The following is a 12,768-nucleotide window of genomic DNA, read 5'->3' as shown; positions in this document are numbered from 1 at the left end:
AATTGGCGTTGCGGGTGGTGTCCTGGGTCACAGTAGATCCTCGAATCCGTCGGTGCCGCCGTCGAGCAACGGCGATAGGTGGGGTAACTCGTCGAGCGAGTTGATTCCGAGCTGGGTGAGCAGCAAGTCTGTGGTGGCGTAGTTGATCGCGCCGGTTTCGCTGTCGGTGAATGCCTCGGTGACCAGGCCGCGCCCGAGCAGAGTGCGCACAACGGAGTCGACGTTGACCGCCCGAATGCTCGCGACCTGGCCGCGACTGATCGGCTGCTTGTAGGCGATCACAGCGAGCGTTTCGAGAGCAGCCTGGCTGAGCCGGCTGGGATTCTGAGTCAGCACAAAGTCGGTTACGAGTTCATCGTGGGTGGCACGCACATAGATGCGCCACCCGCCGGCGATCTCGCGCAGCTCAAAGCCGCGGCGCACCGTTTTGGTCCCATCCGCGCTGCGGAGGCCGTCGAAATCGGCGACCAGCCGGGCAACGGATGCCGCCACCTCGGCGATGGGCCGCCCGACAGCGGTGGCGAGGTGCACGAGCCCTTGCGGTTCGTCAGCGACCATGAGCACGGCTTCGAGCTGGCGGTCGAGAGCGTGGTCGTCGGATAACACTGCTGCTGTTTCGCGAGCTGCCGGGGCAACGGATGCTGCGGCATCCGTTTGCGGCGTGCGTGACCGCGAGTCAGTCGTCGGGTCTCTAATTGTCATAGTCAGCTCCGAGCGAGGCGAGGTTTTCGTCGTTCCAGTCGCGCCCGTTTAGGGACTGGGTGTTCCAGCGCAGGCTGAGCTCGCCGAGGGGCTCGATTTGGTCGTAGGATACGGCACCGTGGCGGTACAGCTCGAGCACCGCGAGAAAGCGGGCGATGATGACGCCCTTCTCGTCGGTGCCGGCGATCAGTGCGCGAAACGAGACCGGCTCCCCCGGCTGCAGCATGGCGACGACATAGGCGGCCTGTTCACGGATGCTCACGAGCGGCGCGTGCAGGTGGTCGAGGCCCACAGTGGGCAGCTCCCGCGGCGCGAGGGCGACGACGGCCAGCGCGGCGAAGTCGGCGAGGGAGAGCGTCCAGACCAGCTCAGGGGTCTTCTGGCGGTACTTCTCTTCGAGGCGCACCGAGCGCACGTGTCGGCGGGTCTCAATCGCAAGCTGCCCGCTGAACCAGGTCGCGGCCTCCTTGAAGGCGCGGTACTGCAGCAGGCGGGCGAACAGCAGGTCACGGGCTTCGAGCAGGGCCACGTCTTCGGCGTCGACGAGTTCGCCCTGGGGAAGCAGCCCGGCCACCTTGAGATCAAGCAGTGTCGCGGCGACGACCAGAAATTCTGTGGCCTGGTCAAGTTCTTCGTACGGCTCAAGGTCGCGCAGGTAGGAGATGAACTCGTCGGTGACCTGACTGAGCGAGATCTCGGTGATGTCGAGTTCGTGCCGAGTGATCAGTTTCAACAGCAGGTCGAACGGACCCTCGAAAACGCCGAGGGCGACCGAAAACGCGGGCTTCTCGGCCGCGCTAGGCGACTGCGCCACGGTGGATCAATTCGCGGGCCACCTGCAGGTAAGCCTTGGCAGCGGCGTGTTCTGGCGCGAAGTCGGTGATGGGCACCCCGGCCACGCTCGCGTCGGGAAATTTGACGGTGCGTCCGATGACGGTTTCGAGCACGCTGTGACCGAAGGCGTCGACGACGCGCTCGAGTACCTCGCGAGAGTGCAGGGTGCGGGCGTCATACATTGTGGCGAGGATTCCGTCGAGTTCGATCGCCGGGTTGAGGCGGTCGCGCACCTTGTCGATGGTTTCGATGAGCAGGGCGACACCGCGCAGGGCGAAGAATTCGCACTCCAGCGGAATCAGCACGCCGTGGCTCGCGGTGAGCGCGTTCACGGTAAGAATACCGAGCGACGGCTGGCAGTCGATGAGAATGACGTCGTAGTCGCCGGACACCTTGCGCAGCACACGAGACAGAATCTGCTCACGGGCGACCTCGTTGACCAGGTGCACCTCGGCGGCAGAGAGGTCGATGTTGGCCGGAATGACATCGAGTCCCTCGACCGAGGTCGGCTGGATCGCGTCTTTCGGATCGACCTTGCCGTTGAGCAGCAGGTCGTAGATGGTGGTGACGTCGTGCGTGGGCACGCCGAGGCCGGCCGAGAGGGCGCCCTGCGGATCGAAGTCGATCGCGAGCACGCGGCGACCGTAGCTGGCCAGGGCGGCACCGAGGTTGATGGTCGTCGTGGTCTTGCCGACGCCACCTTTCTGATTACACAGGGAGATGATGCGCGCCGGTCCGTGGCTTTTCAACGGCTCCGGTTCGGCGAATTCATGTTTTTCGCGTCCCGTCGGGCCCACCGGCATCTCGTCGAAACCGGGAAGCGAAATTCGCTCGCTCAACTTACGCGTCACTGGCCCGCCCTTGATTTGTCCTGCACCCATCACTTGGTTGATTCTAGCGATTAGATCGCCCAGTCTCCGCAAGGATCGCCGCTGGTGCCGCCCCTCCCGCTCCCGCGGAGTTTTTAGCGGGCCCGGGGGTGGGAGAGGGTGTACATGTCGCGCAGGGTGTCAGCAGTGACCAGGGTGTAAATCTGGGTGGTGGCGACCGAGGAGTGGCCGAGCAGTTCCTGAACGACGCGCACGTCGGCGCCCCCGGCCAGCAGGTGTGTGGCGAAGGAGTGCCGCAGGGTGTGTGGCGATACCGGCACGGTCAGTCCGGCTCGTTCGGCGGCGGCTCGGATGATCAGCCATGCGTTCTGCCGACTGACCCGTTGCCCGCGCAGCCCGAGAAACAAGGCCGGGGTCGAGCGACCGCGCGCGGACAGCTTGGGCCGGGCGCGCACCAGGTAGTCGGAGACCGCGGCGCGCGCGAAGCTGCCGACCGGAACGATGCGCTGTTTGTCGCCCTTGCCGGTGAGCCGCACCGAGTCGAAGTCTTCCAAGCGCACGTCGTCGACGTTGAGGTCGACGACCTCGCTCACCCGCGCGCCGGTCGCGTAGAGCAGCTCGAGCAGGGCCTTGTCGCGCAGGCGCTGCACGTCGTCGCCGTCGGTCGCCGCGAGTAGCGCGGTGACCTGTTCGATCGAGATGGCCTTGGGCAGGCGCAGAGCGAGTTTGGGTGGCTTGCTGTCGTGTGCGACATCCGTTTCGACCACACCTTCACCGAGCAGAAACCGGTGGAATCCGCGCACGGTCGAGAGGATGCGCGCTATCGACGCGGCGGTCAGCGGCGAGTTCGGACGCAGGCCGAGGTACTGCACGAACGTCGACACGTGGTTTCGGGTGACAAGTCGCAGATCGGTGATCGGCCGCGGCGGCGCGGCTGCAGCGGCCGCCACACCCACGTCGGCGGCACCGGTTCTCTCGGTCAGCCACGCCGTGTACAACCCGAGATCGCGTCGGTAGGCTGCGACGGTGTTCGCGGCGAGGCCGCGCTCGACCGCCACGTGCCGCAGATACCCATCCACCGCCGTGGCGATCATCATGTTCAGGCCGGGCGCTCTCAGGCCGTGACGTGCCGGTTGAGTGGATGCCGCGGCCACGGCAGGTCCGCCGGCGCGAGTGTGCTCCACCCGCGTGAACGGGCCATATGGGCGGCGAGCACCCCTAGTGCCAGGATCGGGTTCTCCACCCGACGTGCCATGACGGCGTCGACGCAGTCGTCGAGCGACACCCAGCGCAACTCGATATCGGCTTCTTCTTCGGTGCGCGCGAAGGCGGGAACCGTCGAGACGCCGCGCGCCAGGTAGACCCGGATGGCTTCGTTGCTACCGCCGGGCGAGGTGTAGAACTCGGTGAGCAGCGCCCAGTCGATGGCGACGACATCCGCTTCTTCGGCAAGCTCGCGCTGAGCGCCGATCAGTGCATGTTCGCCGCTCACGTCGAGCAGCCCGGCCGGCAGTTCCCAGCCGCGCAGGCCGGTCGGGTGCCGGTATTGCTTGATCAGCAGTACCCGGTCGTGCTCGTCGAGGGCGAGCACGGCAACCGCGCCGGGATGGTCGAGGTATTCGCGGGTGATGCTCGCGCCGTTGTACTCAAAGCTGTCGCGGCGCACGTTCCAGACTGCGCCGTCGAAGACGACGTCGCTCGCGGTCACCGTGGCCGGAGCCACGTCATCCTGCAGCGGTTCAGGCACTGAGCTCTTCCTTCACCTCGAACAACCGGCTGGCCTGCTGGCGGTCGAGGGCTGCGGCGATGAGGCCACGAAACAGCGGATGAGCGTGGTTCGGTCGTGATCGCAGCTCTGGGTGGGCCTGAGTTCCGACGTAGAACGGGTGCTCGTCGCGCTTCAGCTCTACGTATTCGACCAGGTGGCGGTCTGGGCTGGTTCCGGAGAACCACAGGCCGGCCAGGGCGATCTGATCGCGGAAAGCGTTGTTGACCTCGTAGCGGTGACGGTGCCGTTCCGACGCGGAGTTTTCGCCGTACAACTCGGCGACGAGGGAGCCTTCGGCCAGGGTGGCCGGGTAGAGGCCGAGGCGCATGGTTCCGCCCAGGTCGCCGCTGGCGATGATCTCGACCTGCTCTTCCATGGTCGCGATGACCGGAAACTCGGTCTCCGGGTCGAACTCGCTCGACGAGGCGCCGGGCAGGTCGGCCTTGTTGCGGGCGTATTCAATCACCATGCACTGCAGCCCGAGGCATAGGCCGAGCACCGGGATGCCGTTTTCGCGGGCGAATTTGAGGGCGCCGAGCTTGCCCTCGATGCCGCGGATTCCAAAGCCGCCGGGCACGCAAATTCCGTCGAGTTCACCGAGCAGGCGCGCGGCTCCTTCGTCGGTTTCGCAGTCGTCGGAGCCGATCCAGACGATTTTGACCTTGGCCTGGTTGGCAAAGCCGCCGGCGCGCAGCGCCTCGGTGACCGAGAGGTAGGCGTCCGGCAGGTCGATGTATTTGCCGACCAGGCCGATGGTGACCTCGTGCTTGGGGTGGCGCACGGCTTCCAGCAGGTTTTCCCAGCCGGTCCAGTCGACGCCCTCGGCGACGAGGCCGAGCGCATTGACGATGTACTTGTCGAGGCCCTGGTCGTGCAGCATGGTGGGAATCTCGTAGATCGACGCCACGTCGACGGCGTTGACCACGGCGTCTTCGTCAACGTCGCACATGAGCGCGATCTTGCGCTTGTTCGACTCGGAGACGGGCCGGTCGCTGCGCAGCACGAGGGCGTCAGGCTGGATTCCAATCGAGCGCAGGGTGGCGACGGAGTGCTGCGTGGGCTTGGTCTTCTGCTCGCCGGCCGCACCGAGGAAAGGCACGAGCGAGACGTGCACGAAGAAGACGTTGCCGCGGCCGAGTTCGTGGCGCACTTGGCGGGCGGCTTCGAGGAACGGCTGGGATTCGATGTCGCCGACGGTGCCACCGACCTCGGTGATGATCACATCGGGGCGCACCTCATCACTCGCCTGCAGGCGCATGCGGCGCTTGATCTCGTCGGTGATGTGCGGGATGACCTGCACGGTGTCGCCGAGATACTCGCCGCGGCGTTCCTTGGCGATCACCTGCGAGTAAATCTGCCCGGTCGTCACGTTGGCCGACTGGCCGAGGTTGATGTCGAGAAAACGTTCGTAGTGCCCGATATCGAGGTCGGTCTCTGCACCGTCGTCGGTCACGAAGACCTCGCCGTGCTGGAACGGATTCATCGTACCCGGATCGACGTTGAGATACGGGTCGAGCTTCTGCATGACAACCCGCAGTCCGCGTGCTGTGAGTAGGTTTCCAAGGCTGGCTGCCGTCAAGCCCTTACCGAGCGAGGAGACCACACCCCCGGTCACGAAAATGTGCTTTACGGTGCCGCTTGGATTGCGCGGGCCGTTTGATCTGTCCGTATTTATATTTTTCACCACGGGCTTCAATGCTATCACTTGATTTTTGTCGCAGACGGGGATGGGGTGGGCTGAGCGAGCTCGAGCAGTTCCCTGGCGTGTTCGAGGCCGCTCTTCGAGTCGGGCAGACCAGACAGCAGACGGGCCATTTCGGCAGCACGACCCTCGCCGCGTAACTGGCGCACGCTCGAGGCAGTGACGGATCCATCACTGTCCTTGACCACACTGAGATGGTTCACGGCGAACGCCGCGACCTGGGCGAGGTGGGTGACCACGATCACCTGGGCGGTTTCGGCCAGGCGGGCCAGCCGCCGGCCAATTTCAATCGCGGCGGCGCCGCCGACGCCTGCGTCGATCTCGTCGAAGACGAAGGTGGGCACCGGGTCGGTCGCGTTGATGACGACCTCGATCGCGAGCATGACCCGAGACAATTCGCCACCGGATGCCCCGCGCGCGAGCGATCGCGGCTCGGCCCCGGCGTGCGGCTGCAGCAGCAGGCGCACGAGGTCGCAGCCGGTGACGGTGAATTCGCCCCCCGCTTCGACCTCCACGTGGAGGACGGCGTCCGGCATTGCCAGCGCGCCGAGCTCGGCGGTGACCAGGGCGCCGAGACGCACGGCTGCCGCTGCGCGGAGCGTGGTGAGGGCGGCGGCTAGGTCGGTGACCAGCAGATGGTCGGCATCCGTTTCAGCTGTGAGGGTTTCGATGCGGTCGGAGTCGGAGTCGAGCTCAAGCAGGCGGGTGCTGCCGGTGTCCAGAAATTCGATGGCCTCATCGAGGCCGCCGGGGTATTTGCGGGCCAGGATGCTCAGTTCGGCGCGGCGTTCCTGCGCGATTTCGAGTTCGCGGGCGCCGTCGGCGTCGAGGCCGGCCAGGTAGCTGGAAAGTTCGGCGGCGATATCCGCGACGACGAAACCAACGTTGGCGATCGCGGTGATGAGCGGCGGCAGTGCCACATCGTGGGTGGCTACCCGGTCGAGGGCTCGCCTAGCGGTTTCGAGCAGCGCGACAACGTCGGGCAGGTCGTCGGGGTTGTCTTCGGCGGAGATGAGCTGGCGGGCCTGTTCGCCGGCCAAGCGGAGCTCTTCGAGGTTGCCGAGGCGTTCGGCGCGTTCACCGAGCTCGGTGTCTTCGCCGTGTTGCGGGGCGACCGTTTCGATCTCAGCGATGGCGGCCCGCAGGTCCTCGGCTTCGCGGGATCGCAAATCTTGTTCGGTGACGAGCCGGTCCAGGTCAGCCTGATTGGCCTGCCAGCGGTGGAAGGCGTGCTGGTAGGCGGTGAGCGCTGCTGAGAGGTCTGGCCCGGCGAAGCGGTCGAGGGCGTCGCGTTGGGCGGCGGCCGAGCGCAGGCGCACTTGGTCACTCTGGCCGTGCACGACGACGAGGTCATTGCGCAGGTCGCCGAGTACGCTCGCCGGAGCGCCGCGTCCGCCGACTGTGGCCCGGCTTCGCCCTTCGCTCGAGACGGAGCGTCCGAGAATGAGTTCGGGGCCGTCGAGGTCTCCCCCGGCGTCGCGCACGCGTTCGGCGACCGGACCGTCGGGGTCGATGACCCAGCGACCCTGTACAAAACTTTGCGGCTGGCCCTGCCGCACGGTGCCGGCATCCGCTCGATCGCCGAGTAACAGGCCGAGCGCAGTGACCACCATGGTTTTTCCGGCGCCGGTTTCACCGGTGACGGCGGTGAATCCGGGCCCAAGCGGCAGCGTCGCCTCGGCGATGACGCCGAGGTCGCGAATGAACAGCTCGTCGATCATCGGATTACTCGCGACCGACCGGGCCGCGCCAGCCGGTGACCGGCAGGTTGAATTTGTTGACCAGGCGGTCGGTGAATGGGCCGATGTGCAGGCGGGCCAGACGCACCGGTACGCTCGAGCGGCGCACGATCACGCGGGCGCCGGTCGGCAGGTCATGGGTGCGGCGGCCATCAGCACAGAGCACGGCACGGGCGCCGGTGCGAGAGAGCACCTCGACGGCCAGGGACGAATCGGGGCCGACGACGAGTGGTCGGGCGAACAGGGCGTGAGCGCTGAGCGGAACCAGCAGCAGTGCTTCAACCCCGGGCCAGACGATCGGGCCGCCGGCTGAGAACGAGTAGGCGGTCGAACCGGTCGGAGTAGACAGCACGACGCCGTCGCAGCCGAACGACGACAGCGGCCGACCGTCGACCTCGACGACCACCTCGATCATACGTTCGCGGCTGGTTTTTTCGACAGTGACCTCGTTAAGTGCCCAGGTTTCGTAGACGACCTCGTCGGCGAGCTTGACTCTGACCGACAGGGCAAGGCGTTCTTCGACCTCGTAGTCGCCCTTGAGGGCGCGACGCACGGCTTCACCGAGGTCGTCCCGCTCGCTTTCGGCAAGAAAGCCGACGTGTCCGAGATTGATGCCGAGCAGCGCGGCCGAGCAACCACGCACGAGTTCGGCCGAACGCAGAATGGTACCGTCGCCACCGAGCACGATGACAAGTTCAAGTTCGGACGTGCGCACCGAGTCACCGAGAATCGCGATATGGCCATTCAGCTCCGGACAGGCAGCCAGAAGGTCGGCGCGTTCATCGCTCGCGAGCACCGGTACGGCCCCGGCAGCCAGAAGCTGCTTACAGACCGTCGAGGCGGCTTCGAGCGAGTCGGCGCGGCCGGTGTGGGCGACGATCAGAAAGTACCGCGGGGTGTCGCTCAACTCGTCACGCCCCCACCACGGTTTCGATCCGTTCCATCCATTCTGTCGGATTTGTGCCGGTTGTGGCGCTCATCCAGCACAGATATTCATGGTTTCCAGCCGCACCGATGATGGGTGAGGCGATCACGCCGCAGGTTTTCAGGCCCAGGTCCCAGCCGGCCCACAGCACGCCGGCGATCGAGTCACTTCGCAGGCCCTTGTCATGCACGATCCCCTCACGGATACCGCCGCGGCCCACCTCGAACTGCGGTTTGATCAGCAGCACAAAGTCGGCGCCGGGTGCTGCCGTGGCCGCCAGGGCGGGCAGCACGGTGGTGAGGGAGATGAACGACAGATCGGCCACGACCAGGTCAGGTCGGGTGTTGATTCCGGATGCCCCGGCGAGCGTTTCCGGCGTTGCGTAGCGGATGTTATAGCCCTCGACCAGTTTCAGCCGCGGCTCGGTTCTCAGTTGCGCTGCCAACTGCCCATGGCCGACATCGGCCGCGATCACTTGGGCGGCGCCGCGTTCCAACAGCACCTGGCTGAAACCGCCGGTGCTCGCGCCGGCATCGAGCACGGTACGCCCGGTGACGCTCAGGCTGAACGCGTCGAGGGCGGCGATGAGCTTGTGGGCACCGCGGCTGACATAGTGGTCGGTCGCTGCCACCTCGAGAACAGCGTCTGCTGAGACTTTGGTGCTGGCCTTCACGACCGGGAGGCCGTCCACCGTGACGAGGCCGTCGGCGATGATTTTGGCCGCGACAGTTCGCGAGCGAACCAGCCCACGATCGGCGAGAGCGGCGTCGAGGCGGGAGGCGGGCATCCGTTCTAAAACGCTGTCAACGTCGGGCTGGTCGACTTCTGGAAGGTCGGCGTCGTTCTCAGGCATGGGTGTGTCTGTTTCCTGGTCGTTGGGTGTGCCGGTGCCGGTCATGCCTGGTCGGCGTCTTCGAGCCGTTCGCGCAACTGCTCGTGCAGTTCGCCGAACGCCGCGGCGCGCGCCTCGAGCGGCTGGGTCTCGATCTTCGCCAGTTGCGCGGCAAGGTCGACCGGTACGGGTTCGAAGTTCACAGCTCTAGGCTACTGTGCGAGATACAGTCGCTCCGGAACGTTGAGTCCGTAGATCGCCCGCCCGGATTGATAGATCGCGGCGCAGGCGGCGCGGAGCAGGTTGATTCCGCCGTCGCCGTCTTTGACGATTTGCACGTCGTTGCCGTGCACTCGAACGCTTGCACCTTCAACCGTCGCCGTCGAACCGTCCTTGGAGAACACGGTCTCCGGGTACGGCTCGTGCAGCTGCCGCAGATTCTCGATGATGAAGGTCGGCCGCGAATCCTTATCGGCGGCCAGGGCCTGCTTGGCCCCGTCGATGCCAGTGAGTACGAGCACAGCAGGAATTCCGGCCCGGTTCGCGCCCAGAATATCGGTATCGAGGCGGTCGCCGATGAAGAGCGCGTTCTGGGCGCCGAATCGACGAGTGGCTTCCAGAAAGATGGCCGCTTCGGGCTTGCCGGCCACGAGTGGCAGCCGTCCGACCGCGGTATGCACGGCCGACACCAGCGTGCCGTTGCCGGGAGCGATCCCGCGGGCGACAGGAATGGTCCAATCGGTGTTGGTGGCGATCCACGGAATGCCCATGCCGACACCGTCGGCGTTGAGCGCGAAGGCCGCTTCAGCAAGGTGCACCCAGCCGACCTCCGGCGAGAAGCCCTGGATCACAGCGGCAGGCTTGTCGTCTGCCGAGCGGGTCACCACGAATCCAGCCTTGGTGACCTCGTCGACCAGACCGTCGCCACCGACCACGAGGATACTCGCGCCTGGTCCGACCTGCTCGGCGAGCAGCCGCACGGCTGCCTGGGGGGAGGTGACGACATCCGCTGCCGCCACGCTCAACCCGAGTTCGGAGAGGTGCTCGGCGACCGACTGATCGGTGCGCGAGGCATTATTGGTGATGTAGCCCACGCGAATCGTCTCCGCGGCGCGGTTCAGGCTCTCCACGGCGAAGGGGATCGCCGCGGGGCCCGCGTAGACCACTCCGTCCAGATCGGACAGTAGAACGTCAACGCCGTCCAGCGGCGTCGCCCACTCAGGCTTTCGGTGATGCAGCATTCGGCTCCGTCTCGTCGTCTGCGTCGGTAATTGAAACGGATGCCGCAGCATCGGTTTTCGCGTTGGTCCCGTTGTCGATCTCGACGTCGGTATCGGCGTCGGTTTCGGCGGTGTCAGCCGCTTCGGTGACGATGTCGTCCGCGTCCGCGTCGGCATCGGCGGCCTCGGTAATCGGCCGGTCGACAGCGTCGAATCCAGCTTCGGCAACAGCACGAGCCGCATCGCCGGCAGCCACAGTGTCGTCTTCGTCGTCGTCTACGTCTCCGGCGTCCGTGGCGAAGTACGCCAGCGCGGCGTCGTCATCCTCTTCCATTTCTTCGATTTCGACGGTCTCGTCATCGTCACCGGAGGCCCCGAGGGCAGCGTCGGCGCGGGAGGCCCGCTGGAGCCACTCGTCCGCTTCGTCCTCGCGGCCAAGTTCGCTCAGCACCTCAGCGTAGGCGGCGAACAGCTCGGGGCTATAGGAGAAGGCCGTGTTCGGGTTGAGCTGCGGAATTTCGAGTTCAACGAGCGCGGCATCCGTCTCACCGAGGTCTAGTCGTGCGCCGGACATGGCGATGGCCAGGCCAACCTGCACGGAAGGGGACAGAGCACTGCGATCGACTGAGCGACCGAGCTCGAGGGCACGGTCGGGGCGTCCGACGCCACGTTCACTGTCGACCATGAGGGGAAGCTGATCGTTCGAGCCGGAAATACGACGATAGGTGCGCAGCTCGCGCAGAGCCAAGGCGAAGTCTCCGGTGGCGTAGGCGGTGATCGCGAGGCTTTCACGCACAACACCGATGCGGCCGGCCCGACGGGCAGCGCTCATCACGTGCTGGTGCGCCAGCTGCGGATCCTCGTCGATGACGCGGGCGGCCATCGCAAGGTGACGGCCGACGGTTTCGGCGTTCTCCTTGGTGAGGGTCTTGAGCTCATTGCGTGCAATGCGGTCAAGGTCATTGACCGAAATGTCGTCGGGAAGTTCCGGGTCGTCGTGACGCGGACGCACCGAGCGCAGCTCGCGCTGCATACGCTGCTCTTCGGTCATCTCCTCTTCGACGACGCGGGCATCGCGGTCATTACGGGCCGGGGCACCGTCGCGGGTCCACAGCTTTTTGCCGGCATCGACGCGCGGAGCGCCGGCCCGGTTCGGCGAACCGCCGCGCTGGGTCCACGGCTTGCTGTCGTTGTCGCCTCTGGGACGGTCGTTGCTCGGCCGGTCGGAGTTACCCCGATACGGAGCACGGTCACCCTGCGCCGGACGATCTGAATTACCTCGGTAGGGGGGACGCTCGCCCTGAGCGGGACGGTCGGAGTTACCCCGATAAGCAGGACGCTCGCCCTGAGCGGGACGGTCGGAACTTCCGCGATACGAAGCACGGTCGTTCCCGCCGGAAGGACGATCGGAGTTGCCGCGGTAGGGCGGTCGCTCACCTTGCGCCGAACGATCAGAATTACCCCGATACGGGGGACGCTCACCCTGCGCCGAACGATCAGAATTACCCCGATACGGGGGACGCTCACCCTGCGCCGGGCGATCAGAATTACGGCTGTACGCAGCACGATCGTTTCCATCGGACGGGCGATCAGAGTTACCGCGATAAGGCGCTCGGTCGTTGCCGCCGTATGCGGGGCGATCAGAGTTGCCCCGGTACGGTGCACGATCGTTTCCACCGGAAGCGGGGCGATCAGAATTACCACGGTACGGAGTGCGCTCTCCGCCCTGCGCTGGACGGCCCGAGTTGCCTCGGTGAGGAGGACGTTCGCCACCCTGCTGCGGTCGGTCGGAATTGTCGCGGTACGGTGGCTTCGCGCCATCGCGTCCACCGGAAGGTCGCCCGTTGGAGGGTCGGCCGCTCTGGTTCGAACGACGGTCATCCTGACCGTTGTTACGGGAATCGCCGTCGCGGGGTCCTGAAGGGCTCACTGTATCTCCTGTGTAATTAGTCCGGCTTCTCGACAGACCTAGTAAGCCTAACCGCTCACGCAAAACCGTGCAGAGTGCTCAAGCAAATTTGAACTGAGGGGCGAGTGTTCCGACGCTCCGCAGGGTCCAGCTCTGGGATCATCCATCCCGACACTGCACGTTAACACAAAAAAGGCCACCCGAAGGTGGCTCGTTAAGTAAAACGGCCACCCGTGGGTGGTGTGTTAACGCAGAAAGGCCACCCGAGGGTGGCCTTTCTGGTGTTTCTAAGTTAAGTCCGGCGGTG

Annotated in this window: 13 protein-coding genes; all 13 read right to left on the bottom strand. The window is 65.7% G+C overall.

Going from position 1 to position 12,768, the window contains the following annotated elements; translation table 11 throughout:
• Positions 1-27: 27 nt before the first annotated feature.
• Positions 28-702, bottom strand: a complete 675-nt coding sequence (locus CXY71_RS04165) for an SMC-Scp complex subunit ScpB (protein ID WP_104134425.1) — start codon at positions 700-702, stop codon at positions 28-30.
• Positions 692-1,516, bottom strand: coding sequence for a ScpA family protein (locus tag CXY71_RS04160; RefSeq protein WP_104134424.1), 825 nt, complete (start codon positions 1,514-1,516; stop codon positions 692-694). Before CXY71_RS04160 ends, CXY71_RS04165 begins: the two co-directional genes overlap by 11 nt.
• Entirely contained in the window at positions 1,500-2,339 is an 840-nt protein-coding gene (locus CXY71_RS04155; RefSeq protein ID WP_233204392.1) for a ParA family protein, read from the bottom strand. The genes CXY71_RS04160 and CXY71_RS04155 overlap by 17 nt, the downstream gene beginning before the upstream one ends.
• 161 nt (positions 2,340-2,500) lie before the next feature.
• Positions 2,501-3,463, bottom strand: a complete 963-nt coding sequence (locus CXY71_RS04150; RefSeq protein WP_104134422.1) for a site-specific tyrosine recombinase XerD — start codon at positions 3,461-3,463, stop codon at positions 2,501-2,503.
• Between the two features lie 17 nt (positions 3,464-3,480).
• Complete coding sequence (locus CXY71_RS04145; protein WP_104134421.1) at positions 3,481-4,113, bottom strand: NUDIX hydrolase; 633 nt, start codon at positions 4,111-4,113, stop codon at positions 3,481-3,483.
• Positions 4,106-5,809 carry a CTP synthase gene (locus tag CXY71_RS04140; protein ID WP_104134445.1) on the bottom strand — a complete coding sequence of 568 codons (1,704 nt, stop codon included), beginning with the start codon at positions 5,807-5,809 and terminating at the stop codon, positions 4,106-4,108. The genes CXY71_RS04145 and CXY71_RS04140 overlap by 8 nt, the downstream gene beginning before the upstream one ends.
• 26 nt (positions 5,810-5,835) lie before the next feature.
• The gene (recN, locus tag CXY71_RS04135) at positions 5,836-7,557 is read right to left on the bottom strand and encodes a DNA repair protein RecN (protein ID WP_104134420.1); all 1,722 of its coding nucleotides are present in this window, start codon (positions 7,555-7,557) and stop codon (positions 5,836-5,838) included.
• Between the two features lie 4 nt (positions 7,558-7,561).
• A complete protein-coding gene (locus CXY71_RS04130) occupies positions 7,562-8,482 on the bottom strand; it encodes an NAD kinase (protein ID WP_104134419.1) in 921 nt (306 codons plus the stop codon).
• Between the two features lie 4 nt (positions 8,483-8,486).
• Complete coding sequence (locus CXY71_RS04125) at positions 8,487-9,287, bottom strand: TlyA family RNA methyltransferase (protein ID WP_104134444.1); 801 nt, start codon at positions 9,285-9,287, stop codon at positions 8,487-8,489.
• Positions 9,288-9,394: 107 nt separating this feature from the next.
• Positions 9,395-9,535 carry a hypothetical protein gene (locus CXY71_RS21400; RefSeq protein WP_199184203.1) on the bottom strand — a complete coding sequence of 47 codons (141 nt, stop codon included), beginning with the start codon at positions 9,533-9,535 and terminating at the stop codon, positions 9,395-9,397.
• 9 nt (positions 9,536-9,544) lie between these two features.
• A complete protein-coding gene (locus CXY71_RS04120; RefSeq protein ID WP_104134418.1) occupies positions 9,545-10,573 on the bottom strand; it encodes an HAD-IIA family hydrolase in 1,029 nt (342 codons plus the stop codon).
• Positions 10,551-11,603 (bottom strand): hypothetical protein, encoded by a 1,053-nt coding sequence (locus CXY71_RS21780; RefSeq protein ID WP_233198114.1) that lies wholly within the window; start codon positions 11,601-11,603, stop codon positions 10,551-10,553. The genes CXY71_RS04120 and CXY71_RS21780 overlap by 23 nt, the downstream gene beginning before the upstream one ends.
• Entirely contained in the window at positions 11,600-12,433 is an 834-nt protein-coding gene (locus tag CXY71_RS04110) for a hypothetical protein (RefSeq protein ID WP_104134417.1), read from the bottom strand. Before CXY71_RS04110 ends, CXY71_RS21780 begins: the two co-directional genes overlap by 4 nt.
• Between the last annotated feature and the right edge of the window lie 335 nt (positions 12,434-12,768).

Source organism: Cryobacterium sp. Y62 (assembly GCF_002929785.1).
Taxonomy (GTDB): Bacteria; Actinomycetota; Actinomycetes; order Actinomycetales; family Microbacteriaceae; genus Cryobacterium.
Note: the sequence above shows the minus strand (reverse complement) of the source record. Positions and strands in the feature narration are given on the sequence as shown.